General features: G+C 59.4%; 16 protein-coding genes and 3 pseudogenes. 4 read left to right on the top strand and 15 right to left on the bottom strand.

Going from position 1 to position 21001, the window contains the following annotated elements; translation table 11 throughout:
• Window positions 1–68: 68 nt before the first annotated feature.
• Both AC56QP_RS13740 and AC56QP_RS13735 read right to left on the bottom strand, forming a co-directional pair.
• Window positions 69–326 (bottom strand): GNAT family protein, encoded by a 258-nt coding sequence (locus AC56QP_RS13740; protein ID WP_497100447.1) that lies wholly within the window; start codon window positions 324–326, stop codon window positions 69–71.
• 70 nt (window positions 327–396) lie between these two features.
• Window positions 397–640, bottom strand: a pseudogene (locus AC56QP_RS13735) (GNAT family protein); the annotation flags it as partial.
• 170 nt (window positions 641–810) lie between these two features.
• On the opposite strand from AC56QP_RS13735, the gene AC56QP_RS13730 reads away from it, so the two are divergent.
• On the top strand, window positions 811–1728 hold the full coding sequence (locus tag AC56QP_RS13730) for a LysR family transcriptional regulator (RefSeq protein ID WP_489859445.1): 918 nt from the start codon (window positions 811–813) through the stop codon (window positions 1726–1728).
• A 76-nt stretch (window positions 1729–1804) separates the two neighbouring features.
• Here the strand turns inward: AC56QP_RS13730 and AC56QP_RS13725 are convergent.
• The 3 genes and pseudogenes from AC56QP_RS13725 to AC56QP_RS13715 all read right to left on the bottom strand — a co-directional run.
• Window positions 1805–2581, bottom strand: a pseudogene (locus tag AC56QP_RS13725) (TIM barrel protein); the annotation flags it as partial.
• A gap of 167 nt (window positions 2582–2748) precedes the next feature.
• Window positions 2749–3813, bottom strand: a complete 1065-nt coding sequence (locus tag AC56QP_RS13720) for a LacI family DNA-binding transcriptional regulator (RefSeq protein ID WP_497100448.1) — start codon at window positions 3811–3813, stop codon at window positions 2749–2751.
• Between the two features lie 288 nt (window positions 3814–4101).
• Entirely contained in the window at window positions 4102–5400 is a 1299-nt protein-coding gene (locus AC56QP_RS13715; RefSeq protein WP_497100449.1) for a dicarboxylate/amino acid:cation symporter, read from the bottom strand.
• Window positions 5401–6701: 1301 nt separating this feature from the next.
• Here AC56QP_RS13715 and nifA point away from each other — a divergent pair.
• On the top strand, window positions 6702–8492 hold the full coding sequence (gene nifA / locus AC56QP_RS13710; RefSeq protein ID WP_497100450.1) for a nif-specific transcriptional activator NifA: 1791 nt from the start codon (window positions 6702–6704) through the stop codon (window positions 8490–8492).
• A 241-nt stretch (window positions 8493–8733) separates the two neighbouring features.
• Entirely contained in the window at window positions 8734–9549 is an 816-nt protein-coding gene (locus AC56QP_RS13705) for a serine protease (RefSeq protein WP_497100451.1), read from the top strand.
• A gap of 723 nt (window positions 9550–10272) precedes the next feature.
• Here AC56QP_RS13705 and AC56QP_RS13700 read toward each other — a convergent pair.
• The 3 genes from AC56QP_RS13700 to AC56QP_RS13690 form a co-directional block, all read right to left on the bottom strand.
• Window positions 10273–10794: an Ntn hydrolase family protein gene (locus tag AC56QP_RS13700; protein ID WP_497100452.1), complete on the bottom strand. Its 522-nt coding sequence runs from the start codon at window positions 10792–10794 to the stop codon at window positions 10273–10275.
• Window positions 10791–10991 carry a hypothetical protein gene (locus AC56QP_RS13695; protein WP_111542600.1) on the bottom strand — a complete coding sequence of 67 codons (201 nt, stop codon included), beginning with the start codon at window positions 10989–10991 and terminating at the stop codon, window positions 10791–10793. The genes AC56QP_RS13700 and AC56QP_RS13695 overlap by 4 nt, the downstream gene beginning before the upstream one ends.
• Before the next feature lie 288 nt (window positions 10992–11279).
• The gene (locus AC56QP_RS13690) at window positions 11280–11444 is read right to left on the bottom strand and encodes a hypothetical protein (protein WP_208647029.1); all 165 of its coding nucleotides are present in this window, start codon (window positions 11442–11444) and stop codon (window positions 11280–11282) included.
• Window positions 11445–12578: 1134 nt separating this feature from the next.
• On the opposite strand from AC56QP_RS13690, the pseudogene AC56QP_RS13685 reads away from it, so the two are divergent.
• Window positions 12579–13126, top strand: a pseudogene (locus AC56QP_RS13685) (sugar O-acetyltransferase).
• Between the two features lie 327 nt (window positions 13127–13453).
• Here the strand turns inward: AC56QP_RS13685 and AC56QP_RS13680 are convergent.
• From AC56QP_RS13680 to nifB, 7 genes are all read right to left on the bottom strand, one after another.
• Window positions 13454–15358 carry an ABC transporter ATP-binding protein gene (locus AC56QP_RS13680; protein ID WP_497100453.1) on the bottom strand — a complete coding sequence of 635 codons (1905 nt, stop codon included), beginning with the start codon at window positions 15356–15358 and terminating at the stop codon, window positions 13454–13456.
• Window positions 15358–17220 (bottom strand): ABC transporter ATP-binding protein, encoded by a 1863-nt coding sequence (locus AC56QP_RS13675; protein WP_497100454.1) that lies wholly within the window; start codon window positions 17218–17220, stop codon window positions 15358–15360. The genes AC56QP_RS13680 and AC56QP_RS13675 overlap by 1 nt, the downstream gene beginning before the upstream one ends.
• Before the next feature lie 92 nt (window positions 17221–17312).
• Window positions 17313–18197 carry an SIR2 family NAD-dependent protein deacylase gene (locus AC56QP_RS13670; protein ID WP_497100455.1) on the bottom strand — a complete coding sequence of 295 codons (885 nt, stop codon included), beginning with the start codon at window positions 18195–18197 and terminating at the stop codon, window positions 17313–17315.
• 38 nt (window positions 18198–18235) lie between these two features.
• Entirely contained in the window at window positions 18236–18448 is a 213-nt protein-coding gene (gene nifT / locus AC56QP_RS13665; protein WP_497100456.1) for a putative nitrogen fixation protein NifT, read from the bottom strand.
• Window positions 18445–18765: a nitrogen fixation protein NifZ gene (locus AC56QP_RS13660; protein ID WP_038655039.1), complete on the bottom strand. Its 321-nt coding sequence runs from the start codon at window positions 18763–18765 to the stop codon at window positions 18445–18447. Before AC56QP_RS13660 ends, nifT begins: the two co-directional genes overlap by 4 nt.
• Window positions 18766–18849: 84 nt before the next feature.
• Window positions 18850–19044 carry a 4Fe-4S dicluster domain-containing protein gene (locus tag AC56QP_RS13655; RefSeq protein WP_038655036.1) on the bottom strand — a complete coding sequence of 65 codons (195 nt, stop codon included), beginning with the start codon at window positions 19042–19044 and terminating at the stop codon, window positions 18850–18852.
• A gap of 32 nt (window positions 19045–19076) precedes the next feature.
• Window positions 19077–20558, bottom strand: coding sequence for a nitrogenase cofactor biosynthesis protein NifB (nifB, locus tag AC56QP_RS13650; protein ID WP_497100457.1), 1482 nt, complete (start codon window positions 20556–20558; stop codon window positions 19077–19079).
• Window positions 20559–21001: the final 443 nt, after the last annotated feature.

The raw sequence follows: 21001 nt of genomic DNA, 5'->3' as shown, positions 1-21001 counted from the left end.
GCACGAAACGTGGATTGGTACCGTGCCGCCCACGCAGCCACTCGGGACAGATATGCAGTCCCGGAGTTTCATAGCTCCGGACCGTTGCGGTCGATCAGGGTGCCGGAGGGCCACTCGTCCATTGAGCGTCCAATCGGCGAAACAAAGACGAGCACGTCCTCCAGGCGCGTGGACGGCAGGTCGGGATGCACATCTGGGCAGCTCGACCGTACGCGAACGCCCGACACTATGGTCGCCACGCCCCCCTCTGCAGAACCTCTCCACATGGTTACGCATTGCGTGCCGAACCGTGCCGAAGCAAATGGAACGGCCAGCTTCTGCAGCATGGGTACAGAACGCGCATTGAAAAGCTGATCCGAGCTTCTCAAGATTCGGACGAACGCCGTACAGCCCCAGCTCAGCCACTAAAAGCTTCGCCAACCTTGATGAAGCGGCGTAGTATGCCGATGTGTGCTGCTACACCATCCGCGTCGCTGGCGATTAGCCGAAGTTCCGACCTCGCGCCAGCCCAACTGCGGCCGCCTTCGAATGGCTTTGCGTGGAAGGCGCAAGTCCGTCCATGGGTGTTTCGCAAGAAGTCGGAGAGTTCGATATGGTCGGCCAATTGCAGGTCGTTTTCCCAGCATAACCTCCACCGCACTTCAGAGCGCCTGGAAGAATTTCTCCTTTCGTGTTGTCCTTAAGACGCTCATCACGGCATAGAGGCAGCGGGTGATCGATGCGTCAGGTGTTTGTCCATGCAAGATTTCAGAACGATGATAAAATCGTTTGTTTCGATGAAACGCATTCACGCTATGGATAGCTGACGACATGCGGTTCAAAGGGCTGGATCTGAACCTTCTCGTCGTGCTCGACGCGCTGCTGGCCGAGCGCAATCTCTCGGCGGCGGCACGCCGCATCAACCTCAGTCAGCCGGCCATGAGTTCGGCCGTCGCCCGGCTGCGCGATTTTTTCGGCGATGAACTGTTCAGCATGAGCGGCCGAGAACGTATTCTGACATCACGTGCAGCAGCACTTGCCCCCGCAGTCCGCGACGCTCTCCTGCACATCCAGTCCTCGATTATTTCTTCGGATCCGTTTAACCCAGCTCGATCCGACCGCCGCTTCAGGATCATTGTTTCCGATTTCGCCACGCTCGTGTTTTTTGAAAAAGTCGTGGAGCGTGTTGCCCGGGAAGCCCCCGCCGTCAACTTCGAATTGCTGCCTCTCGACGATAGCCCCGATGAGCTCCTCCGGCGCGGTGACGTCGATTTTCTAATTCTCCCGGATTTGTTCACGTCGAGTGCGCATTCAAGCGTGCCGCTGTTCAACGAGAGGCTCGTTTGCGTAGGCTGTCCCACGAACAAGCAGCTGCCACGGCAGCTTACATTCGAGAGATACATGTCGATGAGGCACGTCTGCGTCAGGTTCGGACGTTTGCTGAAGCCCTCCATCGAGGAATGGTTTTTGCTTGAGCATGGTCTTAAGAGACGTGTCGAGGTCGTCGTGCAGGGCTTCAGCATGATCCCGCCTATGGTGTCCGGCACGGCTCGTATAGCGACCATGCCCTTGCGGCTGGTCAGGCATTTCGAAAAAACGTTCCCCCTTCAGGTCGTCGAACTTCCGCTGCCGCTCCCCGCTTTCACCGAAACCGTCCGATGGCCGGCTCTGCACAATAGCGATCCGGCAAGCATCTGGATGCGGGAGATAATGATGCAGGAGGCATCTCGGATGGCTGCTCCGCTGTGACACCACGGGAGGCTCTAGGCGCACTTAGATTTACTACGTCTGCCAGCACTTGCTTTTGCGTCAACATAGCGCGTTTGATGAAGTCAATGCTGGCGGCAAGTGCGCCTGCGAGATCGTCCAGCGTGCGGACTTCCTCGACCAGCTCGAATGAGAAGGGTCCCGCGTAGCCGCCATCAAGCAGCGCCTGGATCTGGCTGCCATTGTCGGACCCTCCAAGGAAGCGATCCGGGTAAATCCAGAAGGTCGGGTCGTTCACGCCTGAAATGTGCACCAGGCCAGTAAGCTCGCAGAACAAGGATATCTCCCCGGCCAGTGTGTGGTGGAACGTGTCGTGCACGAGGCGGTAGACGGACTGGCCATCAACTGCGGCAATGGCCTCGGCCGCTTCCTTCTTTGATCGCAGCGAGCAGGTTCGAAAGCCCAGCGGCTCGATGAGGCCGATTAGACCGCGCGACTGGAGGATCGGCTTGAGCGCATTTAGAGCGACGCGGAGATTGTCATGGCGCTCGCCGTTGCCGGCCCACGAGCCGTCGTTGACCGGCACCAGCACGACCATCTTAGCCCCGCACGCCGCCGCATAGTCGGCGAGCTTGCTCGCCTCGGCCTGACGCGTGGGAGTCCAGTCGTTGAAGCGCTGCAAGGCGTTGATGGAGATTATCGTGACGCCGGCTTTGGTAGCAGCAGACCGGACGTCCGCAGCCGGAATGGCGCGTGTAACAGGATTGCTGAAATGATGGTCACGAATTTGAACCTCGGTCAGGCCGTGGTCACGAGCAAGTGCGAAAATTGCACTGACGTCTAGTGAGGGCGCGGTCATGTGGTCGAGCGCAAAGCGGGGAGATACCTGGCGCATAGGGTTGGCTTTCCTTCCAGAAGTGCGGCGCCAGTTTCGCTTTGTCTGGCTTCTCCGCGCGCCCCCACCACAGGCCGATGCACAAACCTGAATGAAGCAGGCGAGTCAATTGCGCGATTCTTGCATTTATGATAGAAATGTCCCAGCCTCTGATAGAATTACGTCATTCAGATATTTTCCGATACATAAATCTCAAACGGCAGCAATGTCTGCCCCGCTGTCTCCGCCGTGCCGGTCTTGATGGCGTTGTCCATAAGCGGCATCAGCTCCTGGCAAAGTCGGCGCAGTGGCGTGGCGAGCGCCATCGTAATGACGTCGTCGGCGAGGGCCCTCCGTGACTCCGGCGTGATTTCATTCACGATCGCGACGAGATCTTGACCTTTGCCCTCGTCCCGGAGCGCGGAGATGGCACCCTCCATGCCACCGCCGGCCATGTAGAAGCCGACGAGATCAGGTTCCCGCTGCATAAGATCCAGTAGCGTCTCGTAAGTGATCTCTCGTTTCTCAAGGTTCACGAGCGTATCGAGCACCTCGAATGCTGGCTGGTTCTCACGGAAATAGGAACGAAAGCCGCTTTCCCGCAGGCCATGACTCTGGAAACGGTGGCTGCCGACAAACACCGCCACTTTGCCAGGCCGTTTGGCGGCTTTGGAGAACATCCAAGCTGCCGTGCGCCCGACCTTGCGGTTGTCGAGACCGACGTAACCCTCGCGCACGCCAGCGGCGAAGTCAGAAAGCAGAGAGAAAACCGGGATGCCTTTAGCCTTGAGCTCCTCGACTGCTGCCGTGATCTTAGGATGGTCCGGAGCCACCATGCCTATCGCGTGACAGCGCCTACCAAGATCCTTGAGGGTAGCCGCCAGGTCCTCGGGCAAATGTGAGCGCGCGAATTCGATGGAAGGCCTGCCAACGAAGGACTCGGCCGAACTAACCGCTGCTTCGACCTCGCGCACGAATTCTTGGTAGAAATGCTGGGCCGGCTTTCTCAGGATGAAGCCCAGCCGATACCGCGGCAGGTCCGGTCGCCAGCGCTGTTTGATGAGACCCGCGTTTTGATAGCCGATCGCGTGAGCGGCTTCGTGGACCCGCCGCGCGGTCTCCTCCCTCACTGGAAGGCGAGCGTTCAGCACCCGATCGACCGTTGCCACGCTCACCCCGGCTTCGCGGGCGAGATCGGCAATTGTGGGGCGCTTGGTCGTCGCTCCAGTTCCGATCGGCGGTCTCTCGGTCATCGGGGGCATCCCCGCGACGGTTCGGGGCGGCAAAGTGGAGATTTCGGCATTCTCGACGAGCGACAGCCTATCCGATGAACCGCGCTCCAGGCGCAACCGGGCGCGTGTCGATCTACGGTTCGTTTGCATAAGGCGTCCATGTTTCTTGTACTCACCGCATTTTGGCGCTTCTGATTCATTGGCCCGCGAAGCGCTGTTGGAGCCAGCGAGCCGATTGTTTCGTGCTGGTGACAGCCGGCGCCTCGATAGGTCGTGCTGCTGCATCTTGCTGGGCCGGGGTTAGCCCGTTCAATCCCTCGGCAGGCTCCCGTAGAAGGCGGCTTTCATGCGCCCTTCGTCCAATTCGCCTTCCCAGCGGGCGACAACGAGCGAGGCCACTGCGTTGCCGACGACATTGGTCAGCGCTCGGCATTCGGACATGAAGCGGTCCACTCCAAGGATTAGAGCCATCCCAGCAACGGGAACACTTGGTATTACGGAGAGCGTAGCGGCCAAGGTGATGAAGCCGGCCCCTGTGATACCTGCCGCACCCTTCGAGGAAAGCATCGCAATGAGCAACAGGAAAATCTGATCGGTAACCGACAAATGCGTGTTCGTCGCCTGGGCGATGAAGAGGGCGGCGAGCGTCATGTAGATATTGGTGCCGTCCAGATTGAAGGAATACCCAGTCGGAATAACGAGACCCACGACGGAACGCTTGGCGCCGGCCTTCTCCATCTTCTCCATGAGCGAGGGCAGCGCAGCCTCGGAGGAGGACGTGGCCAGGACCAGAAGCAGCTCTTCCTTGATGTACCGGACGAGTGAAAAGATCGAGAAGCCGTTGTACCGGCAGACCGCGCCGAGGACCCCGAACACGAAAAGGAAGGCGGTGAAATAGAACGTCGCGACCAGCATGGCGAGGTTGGCCACTGAACCGATGCCATATTTGCCGATGGTGAAGGCCATGGCGCCGAAAGCGCCGACAGGCGCGGCCTGCATCAGAATGCCGACCAGCTTGAACACCGGCGCGAGGAGCGCTTGAAGCAAGGAAAGCACAGGCTTGCCCGTGTCTCCGACCATCGCCAGAGCGCTGCCGAACAGAATCGAGAAGAACAGGACCTGCAGGATGTTGCCTTCGGCGAAGGCACCAACGATCGTTGACGGGATGATGTTCATCAGGAAGCCGGTCACGGACTGCTCGTGGACCTTGGCGGCATAACCCTGCACCGCCTGGACATCGAGCGAGGCCGGATCGATATTGAGGCCGTCACCTGGCTGAACGACATTTGCGACAACGAGACCGACGATCAATGCGAGGCTCGAGAAGGTGAGGAAATAGATCATCGCCTTGCCGGCGACCCGGCCGACCTTCTTGAGATCGTTCATGCCTGCAATGCCGGTCGTTACGGTTAGAAAGATCACAGGTGCGATAATCATCTTCACGAGCTTGATGAAAGCATCGCCGAGCGGCTTCAGAGCCTCTCCGGTGCCCGGATAGAAATAGCCGACTGCGACACCGAGGGCTATGGCGGCAAGCACCTGCACGTACAGTTGGGCGTAGAAGGCCTTGCGGGCTGGGGGACCCGCGCTTCGAATTGGTGGAGCCAACAGCTTTTCTCTCCCTGACCGGACCGGGTGGGCCTCCCCCTTCCCGCGCCTTCTCCCATCGCGGCGCTCCGGTCGAGCGCTGCTGTCGTCTCCGCCGCAAGCGTCGTGCCAAGTGGAAATCCCGCGCCCAATCATGCGTGTTCATACGCTCGGCCACCCGGTGTCCGCGAGGCTTGTGCGGGTTTCCGCACTGGCTGCCTCCATTCTGGGCGAAATCCCGTACTTAAGGCTCGGCATTGTTCCATGTCTGAAGCAATGCTGTCCGGTAGAAGAGGGAGGAGGATTGACAGGGCGCCGTGCACTAATTGCTTTGCCTGGTAGAGCGGTCGCCGTTCGTGTCTCTGGCGCCCCGACGCCCCTCGCTTCCTTGTCGTATTTGCGACGGACCGAGCACCGGAGTGGAGGATTCCCTACACGAGCGTGCTCTGGCCGCGCTCCCGCCGAAGCTGAGCGTCTCAAAGGCGCCGCCGTCGACAGACCGATTGATCCCGCCGGTCATGGCGCAATGGTGTGATTGAGGAGATACTTCGGAGCAAGACTGAAGCCCCGCACGACGACAACTTCGCGCCATGGCACGCGCCGTAGCCTGTTCTCTTGCCATGGCATCAATAGCGAGGGAAAGAACGATTGTCGCGATCCACTCAGCGAGCCGACCAGGAGGGCGTCGGCAGCGATTGCCGCTTCCGCACCACTTAGGGGCGATAGAAGCGCGCAATGCGCTCGGTACGCTCAGCGCGCCAGGCTCCCGTAGAGCGTCGGGGCAAACATCTGTGCCGTTCCGAATCGACCTGCTGGTAAAAATCTGGACTGATGGGATTCTATCATAGCCTGTTTCTTCCCTATCAGAAATGAAAGGACGGCCCAATTGACTAGCCGCTCTGTAGGGCTACGTGTGTTGCGTTCGTGAGGAGCCTGATCGGCGCCCGCTTCAGGAAGGATAGCCAAGCCGTGGATCAACCATCGCCTCCGGCATTGGTCGTGCTTGCCACTCATGGGGGCCTGACCGACGCCCAAAACCGTGAGACCCATTTTTCATCTTATGCCGGCTGCGGAAGTCCGGCGTGCTGCCGCCAACGCTGCGTCCGATTGTCTCTAGCAACGTCTAAGCACTTCGATGAGTGGCTTCCACGCGCCAGCAAGCGCGCCAATCCGCGGCGGCCTGCGCGGCGAAGAAACTCATGCTGGCTCCGGCCAACGGTGGCTGGGGCCCAGATTACCGTTTGACGAGGGCGTCTACGCCCAGCGACGTCGCAGGCCCACATGGCGCGAAGTTGATATCGCGGCCCGAAATCGAGGATGACATGCTAGATCAGGACAAGAATCGCCAATCTGAAGAAAGTGCTGAGCAGGCGCCGTCATGCGGCACAGCGCTTCACGACGCGAAAAGGGATGACGTAGAATCCGCTATTCTGCCGTCGCGCGAGAGCGAGCTCGCCGGCATATCGAAAATATCGACAGCGCTCACCGCCCCCTCCGGGCTCGAAGTCACGTTGGCGAAGGTCGTGGATATTCTGCGATCGTTTCTGCCGATGCGGCACGGCATCATCTCTCTCGTCGACAGTGATGGCGAAGTGGATATCGCCGTCGGCGCCGGCTGGAGCGAGAGCTGCAGTGAGGGCCGCCGGCTGTCTCTGCCGCGCAAGGCAATCGACCAGATTAGGACGACGGAAACGCCTCTGGTCATCGAGAACATCGCGGTTCATTCGGCTTTCACCGCCGCCGACATGGACGTGCTCGGGGTCTCCGACAACATACCAGTGTCCTTCATCGGCGTTCCCATTCGCGTCGATGCGAATGTCGTGGGCACACTGACCATCGACCACGTACTGGACAACGGCTCAAGAGTTTGGCTCGATTACACCCTCCATCTGCTCAACCTAATCGCCAACCTGGTAGGACAGACAGTGAAGTTGCATCGCTCTTTCGTGGGCGACCGCGAGCAACCGATGGCACAGCAGGACTTGCTACCAAAGCAGAACCACCCGGCGCGGCAGCGTAACAAGATTCACGTCGAGGGGATGATCGGCGACAGCTTGGTGTTCCGCGATCTGCTTGGGGAGGTCGCGGTCGTAGCCAAGGCCAAGATTGCGGTTCTGTTGCGAGGCGAATCCGGTACCGGGAAGGAGATGGTCGCCAAGGCTATCCACGAGTTTTCGCCGCGCGCCAAGCGGCCCTTGATCAAGGTCAATTGCGCGGCGCTGTCCGAGACACTCCTGGAATCCGAATTATTCGGTCATGAGAGGGGTGCATTCACAGGCGCGTTCAACTCACGTAAAGGGCACTTTGAGCTCGCCGACAAGGGGACGTTGTTCCTGGATGAGATCGGCGAGATCTCGCCATCGTTCCAGGTAAAGCTCTTGCGCGTGCTGCAGGAGCAGGAGTTCGAGCGCGTCGGCGGCAACCAGACCATTAAAGTCGATGTTCGCATCATTGCCGCCACGAACAAGAACCTGGAAGAAGCAGTTGCCAGGAATGAGTTCCGTGCCGACCTCTATTACCGCATCAATGTGGTTCCTTTGCTGGTGCCGGCACTACGCGAAAGGCGCACTGATATTCCGCTCCTCGCAGCCGAGTTTCTCAAGAAGTTCAACGATGAGAACGGCGGTATGCTGACCTTCGATCCCAGTGCGATTGAAGTACTGACAAACTGTGATTTTCCCGGCAACATTCGCGAGCTCGAAAACTGCGTGTATCGGACAGCGGTTCTGGCCGCGGGAGCATCAATCGGGAGAGGCGACTTTGCATGCTGCCGGGGCCAATGCTTCGCTGCGGCGCTGCATAAGATCAGGTCTGACAACCTCGCGCCGCAAACCCAGCCGTTCGTGCCGATGCCACCTGTTCGGGCCATACCGCAGGCTGCCGGCAGTTCTGCCGCCGTCGCCTTCCCGTCTGAGAGCACAGGACAGCCGCCGCTGGGCCCTACCGGGACAGCCCACTTAAACGGTGCGAGAATGATCGATGCTGAAGGTGTCATCGCGGCCATGGAAAGATGTGGCTGGGTCCAGGCAAAGGCGGCACGCCTGCTTGGACTGACGCCGCGCCAGATTGGCTACATGCTGAGGAAATACGGTATCGAGATCAAGCGTCTGTGAAACAATCGACCGAACCACATCAAGCCTTGGTGCTTTGGCCCCTTGAGACGAGTGATGTGGGCCCCCCGCGTCAATGCCAATTCCGATTCGATCGAACCAGCCCGCCTTGATCCCAGGCAAGAACATTGGGGTCTCACCCGAGATGAGGCGTTGCTACCTAGCCATGAGATGGGCGGGCAGGAGGGCCAATTTAGCTATTTCGACCTAGTTGGCCCCAAAAGCAAAATAGTACGAGGAACCGATGCTACCGCTCACCCGTCGTCATGCCCTCTGCGCGCTCGCTGCCCTCTGCGCGCTCGCTGTCCTTTTTGGTGGAAAACACGCCCATGCTCAAAATTCTGTATCTTGCGAGCCAGCCGACTCAACGCTGGAGCCCACGAGTCCTTTTCGAAAGAAAATCGTTCTCGGCAAGCCGACCACGTTCGAAGATCATCCTTGGCAGGCCGAACTCACCATTGGCTCAGCTGTGTGCGGTGGATCGGTGATCGGAAAGCGATGGATCCTCACAGCGGCGCACTGTTTAGCGGATGCAAGAGTCAACGAGGTCGAGGCCATTGTAATCGGTGGCGTTTCGTTAGATGTAAAGGAGCTTATTGTTCATCCAGGATATAAAGCGAACACATGCGAACATGATGTGGCGCTCGTTCGGGTGCACAGTACGCGACCCGCTGTGGCCATTCGCCTTGCTACCCCCAGGACGCACATTCGTATTGGCGAGCCCCTTACCGTGACGGGTTTCGGAGCTACACAATATCGTGGAGAGCCATCAGACGAGCTCCGGGAGGGCAAGGTCCCGTACGTCGACAACAAAACGTGCAGCCGCAAATATAAAGGGATCCTTCCTGGGATGATGTGCGCCGGAACCGAAAGCGGCGGGACCGATGCTTGCCAAGGGGACAGTGGAGGTCCTCTGATCAAATACGATAGCGAAGGCAGCGCCATCTTGGTTGGAATTGTATCGAATGGGGAGGAATGCGGAAAGACATACGGTGTGTATACGCGCGTGTCATATTATCGCGAGTGGATCATGGAGACTATGTCACGATACGGTGACTGAGGCGGCGAGTCGGGATGCGGGCAGCGTGTCACGTTGCCGCGTCTGAACGCGCAGAATGTCTGCTAACCGGAGTTCGCTTAACCGGGTGCCCTCACCGCGTTCCATGAATGGCGTGCAGGCTAGATGTTCTGCTGTCCGACAAACGGCGCGGGATGTGAGTTGCGTCAGGCTGAATGCGAGCGAGAACACTCCGTTGTTGGGAGGATCCCGCGCATGATGCCGGAGATTTATAGTCTCTTGGGTTGCCTGATCGTGTGTGGTGGAGGGCGCGCAGTCACCGCGCCCAATGCCGGTCTGACACATACGCCGATCGCTTACCGCTGTATCGGCAGACGGCCAAATCTGAAAAGTGGCAGACATCGACACGGCTGGACAGTTGCTGACTGATGCTTACACCGCGTCCGATTCTCAGCAATGTTTCACCGCCTGATAATTGTGCAGAAGAACTTGGTCGTCAACAAGACTGCCGCCCGGTTCTCAAATCCGGGGGGCGTGCGAGTTGTACAATGCCGCGGATCCGGAGATCCAAGCCCCCACGGAGGCTTGGCTAAAGCGGTACAATGATACGCTGGGCCAAACTGCCGAGCATTGGCAAACGCTCTTTGGCCGAGCGGCTGATGGCGCTGGAGGTTGGGGCCGCCACCGGCGCCGCCTCTGGCGAGAAGAACCCGTTGCGCACGGCCGATGGTGAACCATTTATTGTCACGGCAACCGCGACGATAGCTAGCCCGAAATCTTGAACCTCCTGCCGACCCACGACAGCCACTTGGCCCGCCTGGAGTGGCGCGGGGAAGGGCAGGGCGCTCCGTGCATCAGGGACACGACCGGGAGCCCGGAGCACGAATCGAACTTGCAGGCGATCTCTACAGCCTGCTGTGGGGTCCCGCCGAATTCGAGAATGGCCACCGCGTAATGGGAGCCGCTCCCAACAGCGAAATAGGCGTTTTCGAGCATGCCGGTCAGCGTCCAGGCGCCGGACGCCACCTGAGCGCGCCCGTCGGGATGAACGACCAGCAGACCGACCTCATCGCTTTCTACACCCTCTGGCGTCTTGTGAACGTCGGCGCCAGCGGCATACCAGTCCAAAATGGCCTCACCGGCGCCAACCTGGGCACTGGTGGCGCCAATCAGGCGTCCATCCGGAAGACGGCGGATTTTGACCTTGGAGCCGATTGATCCCTCGCGGCCGCCGTAGGCACGGCTGTCGGCGGCCATCACGCCGTGCCTATAGGCAATCGTCGTCACAGCCACGTCCCCTCGTCAACGTTGGTCCTGGCCGCGTCGGCCGGGCGTGCGATCTCGGCCGTGTCGATGCCGGCAGCGACGTCTGTCGCAGTTAGTTCCTGAGTCCAGCGCCGTCGTTTCTTGGCGACTGCCCTGGCCTCGCTCACACATCGGTTGGCGATCTTGTGGATCTCCCGCTCGAATTGTGGGGTGTCCATCTTTACTCCTGTTGATGGTTTCGAAATCCGGGGTAGTTCGGTGAGGGTCACGCAATCCTCGGGCCAAGAGAGCGCCGACAACAGCAAAATGCCGGCGTGTAGGTCATTTGTCGATCGCGCAGTCGTCGCCGGCTGGCGCGTGTGCAGGTTCACGTGGTTGCCGTCTCTGGCCTGCTATCTGAGTTGGCCCTTGCTGGCGTAGGCCAGAGCGGCGTGGCTACGTTCCGCGAGGGGATGATGCCCTGCCCCGAAGGTCTCGTATTCGTAGCGCTGATGTATCATTCGAGCTCATAGCGGCTTTCCATTGAGGTAGGCGTCGGGATCGGCCAGAAAGGCGAGCGCCTGCTTGCGCGTGATCATCAGCTCGCGCCCAGCATTTAGATGAAGACGCCGGCGAGACGGAGCGACTGCATCTAGGGCACTCAAGTGGAGAAAGGCGAGGGGATTGCGCAATTGGTGCTCCTGGCTTGGTCGGGACCGTCCCGCCCTTAACGAAAGGCCGGTAGTCGGACCGCATTCGCCGATGCTGCACAACACGTGCCATCTTCACTGTAGCGGCAATCACCGCCTTGAGGCGCAGATCTGATTGTCGCGATCCTCTTGCGATGTAGTGCTCGAACTATGCCCGAAGAATCCGTTCTCACGCTGACGCTTGGCAACTTGCCTGGCTCGTCCGGGTGCGTCGCCGAACTTGGAAAGGCTGGCTGGCCTCGATATTGGCCTGACGGCTGTGTCGAGAGTCCACAGGCAGAACTTAGAAACTCGATGAACACCGAAAACGGCGAAGACCGCCGGCTTCGGCTATGATGGTTGCGCGACCCGGCTACTCGAACGCCACTGGCGCGACCGGCATCAACCGCCCATGTTCAGTAGACTGGCGGCGGGTTCGTCGATTGATGCGTCCGCAAACAGGGCAGGTGCATTGCACCAGTGGACGGCTGGGGCGCTGGGTGTCCGAACCGCGGGATCAATAGCAGCCCGAACCGAGTACAGGCCGAATGCCTCCAGCGGTCTCATGCTCAATTGCCTCCGACTCGCAGCCCGATTTTTCCGGTCTCTGAGTACCATCGTGCTCTGTGATCGCCATCCGACACGGAGTGTCGGATTGTCGGGTCCGCGACACACGCCGCTTAGCTTAGGCACTTTCTTGCCTAAGGCTTAGGCTAACCGTTGGAAACGAATGTCCGGGTCGACCGGTGAGTTGATACGATTTTTACGAGCCTTGGTGTGGGGCAGGAAGAAGTGCGATCTTGTCCGGAAGCGTGGATCGTCGATGCCACGCGCCACACGCTCGGCGCCCAGCAGCCGGTTTGCCTCGACCAGAGCCAGACGCTGTTGTGGGACGACAGTATGCTACCGACGAAAAAACCTGAAGTGACCGCAGATCAAACATCATCCGCTGGACAGTTGCCCACCCGTCGGTTATGGCCCCTGCGTCAGGTCTATCAGCGTTTCTTCAACGCTTGGAGGCTGTGCAGCGAACGGTCCTGGAGGGGACTACCTCTCGGTCTCGAACCAGGGCGCGCGCGATCGAGCAATGCTGTACACTCCTACACCACCCCTGAGGGCACGGTCTGACGAGGAACGATGATGCGCAGTCAAAAAGAGAAGATGCTCGCAGGCGAGTTGTACAATGCTTCGGATCCGGAGATCCAAGCTGACCTGCTAGCTACGGGGGCTTGGCTAAAGCGGTACAATGATATGCTGGGCCAAACTGCCGAGCATTGGCATACGCTCTTGTCGGAGCGGCTCGGAGAAGTTGGACCCGGAGCGGTCATCCGTCCGCCCTTTTTTGCGACTACGGTTTCAACATCCACATCGAGGCCTACGTCTACGTCAACTTCAACTGCGTCATCCTTGACGTAGCAGAGGTGAGGATTGGCAAAGGAACGACAATTGGCCCCGCCGTACAGATCTATACCGCCGAACATCCACATGATCCCGAGCAGCGACAGTCCGGTCTGCAGTTCGGGCGTCCTGTCAGAATTGGCAGTCGTGCCTGGATCGGCGGTGGAGCAATCATTCTGCCGGGCATTACGATTGGCAATGATGCGGTCGTGGGCGCTGGCAGCGTGGTCACGCGAGACGTTCCCGCAGGGGCGAAGGTCGTGGGAAGTCCAGCTCGGGTAAGATGACCCGCTGAGGATATAAGCAGGCGGTTCAAGGTTGTTAAACCCGGCTCAATGTCGCCCGGCAAACTGTGCCGAATTTACGACAGTAATTGATCGTCGCAGATGGTTGCCGCCGTTTTCTGATCGGTCTCGTCCGGCACGGCTTCTTGTTCTACAGGGCTTGCTGAAGGCGAGGCAGCGTTCGTCTGATTGGAAACGGATAGGGTTATCCGGCTCATCATACGGCCGTCACGCAGGTGGCTTCCTTGAGTGCGAGTGGCTTGTCTCTGCCCGCTTCATCCGCGGCGTTCGCCGACGCGCCTAAAGTGGATACGGCCGGCGATGCATGCGTCAGGTACGAGAGGCGGCTTTTACGGTCGGATCGGCTTCCTCTTTGGGAATGTCGTCGAAGGATGAGTAGTTGAGATTGTAGAGTTTGGAATAAAGCCCACCCATGGCCATCAGTTTATCGTGGTTGCCGGTCTCGATAACCTGGCCATTCTGAAGTACGATGATCCGATCGGCACCGCGGATTGTGGCGAGCCGGTGAGCGATGACAAGGCCAGTGCGGCCTTCCAGGAGTTTTCGCAGAGCCTTCTGGATCAGCATTTCCGTGTAGCTGTCGATGTTGGCGGTGGCCTCGTCAAGAACTAGGACTTTGGCGTCGGCAACGAGAGCGCGGGCGAAACTGACAAGCTGACGCTGGCCGAGAGAAAGGTTGCCGCCGCGTTCGCCGAGTTGGGTATCATACCCGTTGGGAAGGCTCATGATGAAGTCGTGGGCTCCGACCACTTTGGCGGCCTCGATCACTTTGTCCCGCGTCGCTTCCGTCTTGTGGTAGCGGATGTTCTCGAAGATCGTCCCGGTGAACAGAAATGGCTCCTGCAGCACCATGGCGATCTGGAGCCCGAGCGATTCCTGGGCGAGATCGCGCACATCATGTCCGCCGACCAGCACTTGACCTTGCTGAACATCATAGAAGCGGTGGACGAGCGCCATCGCGCTCGATTTACCAGAGCCGGTCGGCCCGACCAAGGCGACCGTCTCGCCTGGATTGACCCGGAAGGAGACGTTTTTCAGCACCGGCTGTTTGGGATCGTAGCCGAACGTGACGTTCCTGAACTCGACCGAGCCGTCCATTTCGGGCGCAAGGATCCTGGCATCCGGTTTGTCCTGGATCTCGATCCTGACGTCGAGCACATCGGTCAGGCGCTTGCCGGATGCCATTGCACGCTGCATCACGGAATATTGCAGAGTAAGTGAGCGAATCGGGTCAAAGAAGCGTTGGATATAGAATATGTACACAACCAATACCCCCACATCGATGCGGCCATTCACGATCGTGGAGCCGCCGACCACAATGACGACGGCCATGGCGAGACCGGTGAGGCCATCGACGATCGGCACCATGGCTTGTGCATACCTGGCGGCAACCAGGTGTGTCCTGAGGTCGGCATGTGCCTTGTCGTCATACAGCAGGAAGTTTACCTGCTGGCGGTCCATGGACTGGACGGTGCGCACGCCGTGAATGGCTTCGGCCAACGCGCCGTTGACAACTGAATTGGTGTCTTGTGCAGCCATGAAGGCCTGGCGTGCACGCGGCAGCCAGACGATGCGGATAATCAACAGGACCGGCAAGACAGAGAGCGTCAGAAGGCCGAGGCTGAAGTTGACGTACAGCATTACGAAAACGATGCCGAAGAGAAGCGCGATATCGCCTACGGAGTAGATCGAGCTTTCGAGGAATTCGTGGATAGAGTTGACGTCGCCTTGGAGGCGGGACATGAGTCGTCCGACCTCGGTCTTGTCCATGAAGGAGAGCGATACCTTCTGCAGATGGGCAAACATGGCGCGTCGGATGTCGAAGAGGACGTTCTCGGCCATTTTTCCCACCACGATTTCCTGCGCGTAGGCGGCGCCGAAATTAACCAGAATGGCTAGTGCAAACGCGCCGGCGGCCTCAAGCAGGGCGGAGCGATCAACGCCTGCCGGAGTTGTAGCCTGGTCGATCGCGTAGCGGATAATCAGCGGGATAAGAAGCTGCGTTCCAGTGAAAATCAGCAATGCGGCAACCGAGAGGGCCGCCATGCCCCGGTAGGGATGAACGAAGGCCCAGATGCGCCGAATGATCTTTTTGTCAAAAGCCCGGCCGAACATCTCCTCCTCGACGCGATGGGAACCGACGACCGCGCGCGGCGGACGTCTGCCGCTGTCATTGGGTTCGATTTCGAGTTCGCTGGCGTGCACCTTGGCCATCAGGGCGCGCCTCTGTACGTGGTCGCAATGTTATCTTCCGGGCGCAACTGAAGATCATGAAGGGCCTTATAGCGTCCTCGCTTGGCCAAGAGCTCCTGATGGGTACCGCGTTCCACGATCTTACCGTTGTCGACAAACAGGATCCGGTCGGCGTGCTTGAGCGAACTGAGCCGGTGGGCGATGATGATCGTCAGCCTATCCTTGGCGAAACGCCGTATCGCCGCGCGGATGCGCTGCTCGGTGGCGGCGTCGATCGCGGCCGTTGAGTCGTCGAAAATGACGATTGATGGGCGCAACATCATCGTGCGAGCTATGGCGAGACGCTGGCGCTGGCCGCCAGAGAGAGAGGCGCCACGTTCGCCGACGACCGTCTTGTAGCCCGCGGGGAGGCCGAGAATGTAATTGTGCAACTGGGCGGATTCGCTAGCGCGCTCGATCCGCTGTTCCTTCGCCCAGGGGTCGCCATAGGCGATGTTGTTCTCGATCGTGGTAGTGAACAGGAATGTATCCTGCTGTACGACGGCGACCGCCTGGCGAAGCGTGGCGAGGGTAACCCCACGGATGTCCTGCCCGTCAAGCATGATGGTGCCCCCAGTGACATCGTAAAAGCGGGGGATCAGGTGAGCCATTGTCGATTTTCCCGAACCCGGCGGACCCACGATCGCGATCGTCTCGCCCCTACGGGCACTAAAGGTGATATTCTTCAGAATGGCGCGGTTTCCGGTGCCGGGATATGCAAACGAGACATTGTCGAAGCGCAGAGTGCCTTCACCGATCTCAAGCGGTCTGGCGGTGGAAGCATCCCTGATGGTAATGTCCTGGTCGAGCAGACCGAAGAGGCGCGAACCGCAAGTGTTGGCGCGGGCGAAGCCGTTGACCATCAGACCGATCTGGCGGACGGGCATTTGCAGGATCGTCATGAAGGCCAGGAACATCGTGAGCGTCCCAACGCTGATCTGGCCGGCGATGACCTTGTTGCAACCGATCCAGAGGACCAACCCCATGGCGAAAAAGAAGGCCAGGGTCATTGCCGACGTATTGGGCACGTAGACATCAACCTGCTCGTGGGCGAGTTCGAGCGCGTTTTTCGAGGCGCGGTCGAACTTTACCATTTCATAAGCTTGTGCCGAAAACGCCCGGACAATGCGGATGCCCTCGAGATTTTCCTCCATCACGCGGCCTAGGAGGGAAAGCCGCTCCTGGAGGTCGAGCCAGATGACGCGTAGCTTAAGCTGCGTGACCGACGATCGCCAGGCTACGAAAGGCACGAAGCTTAGCGCGATGAGACCGAGCACCGGGTCGGTTGAGATCATCATGTAGGCGCCGATCCCGATCAACATGGTGAGCAGGAGCAAGCGAACCAGGGCGGTGGAAAAATACATCCGCACGCCGTCGAGATCGAGGATACCGAGAGTGATCAGGTCGCCTGAATGCACCCGGTCGTGAAAGGAAAAGCTGAGGCGCTGGACTTTGTCGTAACAAGCCAGCCGCAGTTCATACGCGACGTGATACCCGACGGCTTCGGCAAAATAGTTTTGCGCCATCGTGAAGAGGCCGCGTAGCGTACTCGCGGCGAGAAGCAGGAGAGCCGGAGTCCATAGCGCTTGTTCTGCAGCCGTCGCCGTGACACCACTCCCGATTGCCACCTGGGTCTGGTCGACAGCCCAGCCGAGAAGCCGGGGAATTAGCAACTGCAGGATCACGGCTATGATCGTCGAACCGATAACTAGCGCGACCTGCCAAGGGTGCCTCAAATTCATGCGCGTAATGCGCAGCAGAGTGCTCAAGCCTCGGCCCCACCCCGCCGCTTTCACATGCCCGGACGATTTGAGAGGGGTCGTGCCAACAGCATCTCTGCTCACGGTGTGTTCCCGACTGAATTTTGCGCCTTCAAAAGCAAGCCGGTCGACTCACATCAAAGGCGCCCTCCAAGTTGATCCTGACCACTATCTGCTCAAGACGCTGACCCGGTGAGTTGCGCCACGGCTTCGCTCGCTGGCATGTCGACCACCGTGATTCCGCTTGCCGCAAGGAAACGGGCTTCGTTTCTGGTCAGCGCTTGCCCATCCATGATCGCGTAACGTGGGCCTTCTGAGCGCTTCATGATCTGCCTGGCGTAAGTACGCAGCATCTGATCGTTGAAGCGGCAGCCGACGAAGAAAAAGCCCCGGTCGGTGCGCCGTTCCTTGACCACCTCAGGGATTGGCGTCTGGATGTCGATTTCGGTCAGGGCTTCGACATAGTCGGAATCGGCGATGAGGAAATTTGCGGCCGGTCTAACACTGCCATGAGGCGTATAGAGAACCGTCTTTGTCGCTGCTCCGGCGTCAAGTTCCCTTCCGGCCAAGTCGTAAGTCCGGGTCCAAACGTTAGCAAACTCGTTCGCCCGCGTGATGCCTTGTATCTCGACGACGTCGGTTCGGCCGGCCTCTGCTAGCGCTGCGCGCATCGCGCCTTCGTACCAGCTGTCGACGATGAGGGAGAGCGGGAGTTTTGCGAGCCAAGCGTGGAGGGCGGTCGGCGTCGCCGGCGCCGCGAATATCTCGGTCATCCAAGCTTGAAGTGTGCGGCGATGCCGGCGCTGTTCGATGAACTGCGCGACCGACCACATATTGGTGCGGATCTTCGAGGGGGCTGGCGCCCGCGTGTTGAGTGCCGCGGCAACGGCTTCGGGGGTCGACGGTACGGGCGGCTCCGCGGAGCCGAGCCGGAGGAGACCCGGACCGAGATACGGGATCACCTGATCGCAGACGAGCGCTCGTCTGGCCAGCTCAAGCAGCTTTCGGGCAAAACTGTCGCGGACGACCACGTGGTGGCCGGAGGTCGGGATCGTGTTCATGCTCGTTTCCTCTCGACGCCTCTGATTAAGGCTCAGCATCAGTCCTCGTCCGGAAGCTTCCTTGCCTCGACGGTGATCGGCAGACGCGTATTCGGGGGAAGATCGGGTAGGAGGAGGCGCCAGCCGTTCTTGAGCGTTACGACCCCGCCCCACAAGTCTTGGTTCTCGAACTTGATAATCGCCTCTTCGAGATCTTTTTTGGGAACATACGCGGACAATCCGGCATCGGTCCTACGGATCATTACTTTCATCGGGCCGTTCCTTGCTTCGCGTTTTCTTCGGCCCTGCAGGGAAGGTCGGCTTTGTCGAGGCTCATCAATTCACGCGCTCGCATGCCAACGATGGTGCCACGGTCGATCCATTCGACCGCGTAGATAAAGAACTGCTGTAGAAAGGTGCCGATGTCGCGCACATAACCCTCTTCACCCTTGCGCACGAGATTTTCGCCGATCTCCCTGCCAGGATAGGTGCCGTCATTCTTTATGTGACGAGTGGCACGGACCCGCTCTCCCGGCCTAAATCGGGGAGGCCTGTGGATTTCGACCTCCTGTTCGCGTGCGAGCCACATGGCGGTTCCTTGTTTCTTTGAGGCTACAGTTGTTGATGTTCGCGGGCCCCCGGAGGCAGCCGCTATGCGGTAGCCTGATTGGGGTCAGGCAGGAACGCAGGTCTTCGGCACCGGGCATACCGAGGCACATTGCTGCGTGTCGAATGCTCCCTCACATTCGGTGCACTTCTGCGGCTCGACCACGTAGCTCTCGCCTTTGAACTTGATCGCACCGGACGGGCATTCGAATTCGCAGGCGCCACATTGCGTGCATTGGGATGCGATGATCTTGAAAGCCATTTTGACTCCTGGTTCGAGTGAAATGAGACGGCTCAGGCGGTCGCCGTGAGTGCCCGGACGCCAGACTCGACGGCGTAAATGGCGCCGATTGCCGTCTCAATGTAGTCATGACCGTAAGCGTCGGTTGCTCGGATACCGGCGTCCGCGAGCTGATCCTTGGGGCAATTTCCAATCTTGGCGCAAAGCACGATGTCTATGCCTTCCAGTGCAGCCATGACGCCGTCGAGAGTGGCATTCTCGCCCCAACCGCCAAGGCAATACTGCTCAACCTTGCGGTGCCCAACAAAGTTGATCCCTGTCGGCGAGGCTTCATACACTTGGAATTCTTTGGCATGGCCGAAGTGTTCGTTGACGCGGCCCCCGCCCTTAGTCGCCACCGCGACGAGGAGGGCCTTGCCGGAACTCGCAGTCTTGACCATTCCGATCGCTTCGCTCCTGGCCGCCAGGTGATCACGGCGCTCTTCCGCGACCAGCGCCCGATAGGCTTCGCGCTTGCTGGCATCGTAGGTGAGCTCGCCGGGAATCTGGTCGAGCGTGAATTCCTGGCCACGATCCTCGCCGAGCAGACCGACGGCATCTGCCCGGCACTGCCGGCAGTGGCGCATCAGCTTGGCGCCGCCTTGAAGACGATCCTGAAGAGCCTTCATCTCTATTGCATTTGGGCCGCGCTGCCCGGTCAGTCCATAGTACGTGCCGTGAGCTGGGTCCGAAATCAGGGGCATGACGTTGTGCAGGAACGCGCCGCGCTGCTTGACCCACTTGTTCACCTCAATGAGGTGCTGGTCGTTTACTCCAGGGATCATCACCGAATTGATTTTGGTGAGGATGCCGCGCGCGCTCAGCATCTCCAAGCCAAGCATCTGCCGCTCGTGCAGAATCCTGGCGGCTTCGATGCCGACGTAGCGGCGATGGTCGTAAAAGATCCAGGGATAGATCTTTGTGCCGACTTCCGGATCGACCATGTTGATAGTGATCGTCACGTGATCGACATTCATGTCGGCAAGCTCGGCGACATGGTCCGGCAGCGCGAGCCCATTGGTAGAGACGCAAAGCTTGACGTCGGGGATTTCCCTCACGACGCGTTCGAACGTCGCCTTCGTCTTCTCCCAGTCGTAGCAGGCATCACCCGGTCCGGCGATGCCAAGCACGGAAAGCTGCGGCACTTCGTTGGCGACCGCGATCACTTTGCGTACCGCCTGGTCGGGCGTGAGCTTTTCCGAGACAACCCCGGGCCGGCTTTCGTTGGCGCAGTCATATTTGCGATTGCAGTAGTTGCACTGGACGTTGCACGCAGGCGCGACAGCGACGTGCATGCGCGCGAAATAGTGATGCGCCTCTTCTGAAAAGCACGGGTGATCCTTGATCTTGTCCCAGACAGCCGGATCCAGATCGTCCGGTCTTCTCGACGATCCGCAGGAGGTAGATGCGCAGCCACCCGAATTCGCGCTCGCCAGCGACTGGTCGGAGAGCCTCGTGTCGGTCAGGCTCTCGACCGAAATCACGGGTGCGGACATTGAACGGCTCCGTTGCGGGTTGACGTCGCAGTTCTAAGCGCAAGCGCAATGCCAACTCAAAAGGCGGCACTATGACCGGCAATCGGCTTTCGCGTCAGATATCATGGGGTTGCTCCGACATAGTTTGTCGGACTTGCGACAGTGGCTACCCGCAGAACGTGAGGAAGCGACTGCGGCCGGACATCATTGAGAGACAGAAATCCCCTGTCGATCAATTCACCCCTGATCGCCTCGGCACAACGTTCTCGACCGGTCTCCGACGAAGATGTCGATCTCGGCGGCGGCGAACTCATCGGTGGTGAAGTTGTCGCCGCATCCTGTGTCGGCATGGTTCCGGTTAGGAGAGGCGGTGCCTCCCCTTTACTCTCGTCAAGACGCCCGAATGGGCTCCGTCATGACCGCGATCAAGAGGGTGATGATCGTCAGAGGCCCTAGCAGCTTGG

Source organism: Mesorhizobium sp. RCAM 05104, assembly GCF_059683645.1.
The sequence above is the reverse complement of the archived record's forward strand: the minus strand, read 5'-3'. Positions and strand labels throughout refer to the sequence as shown.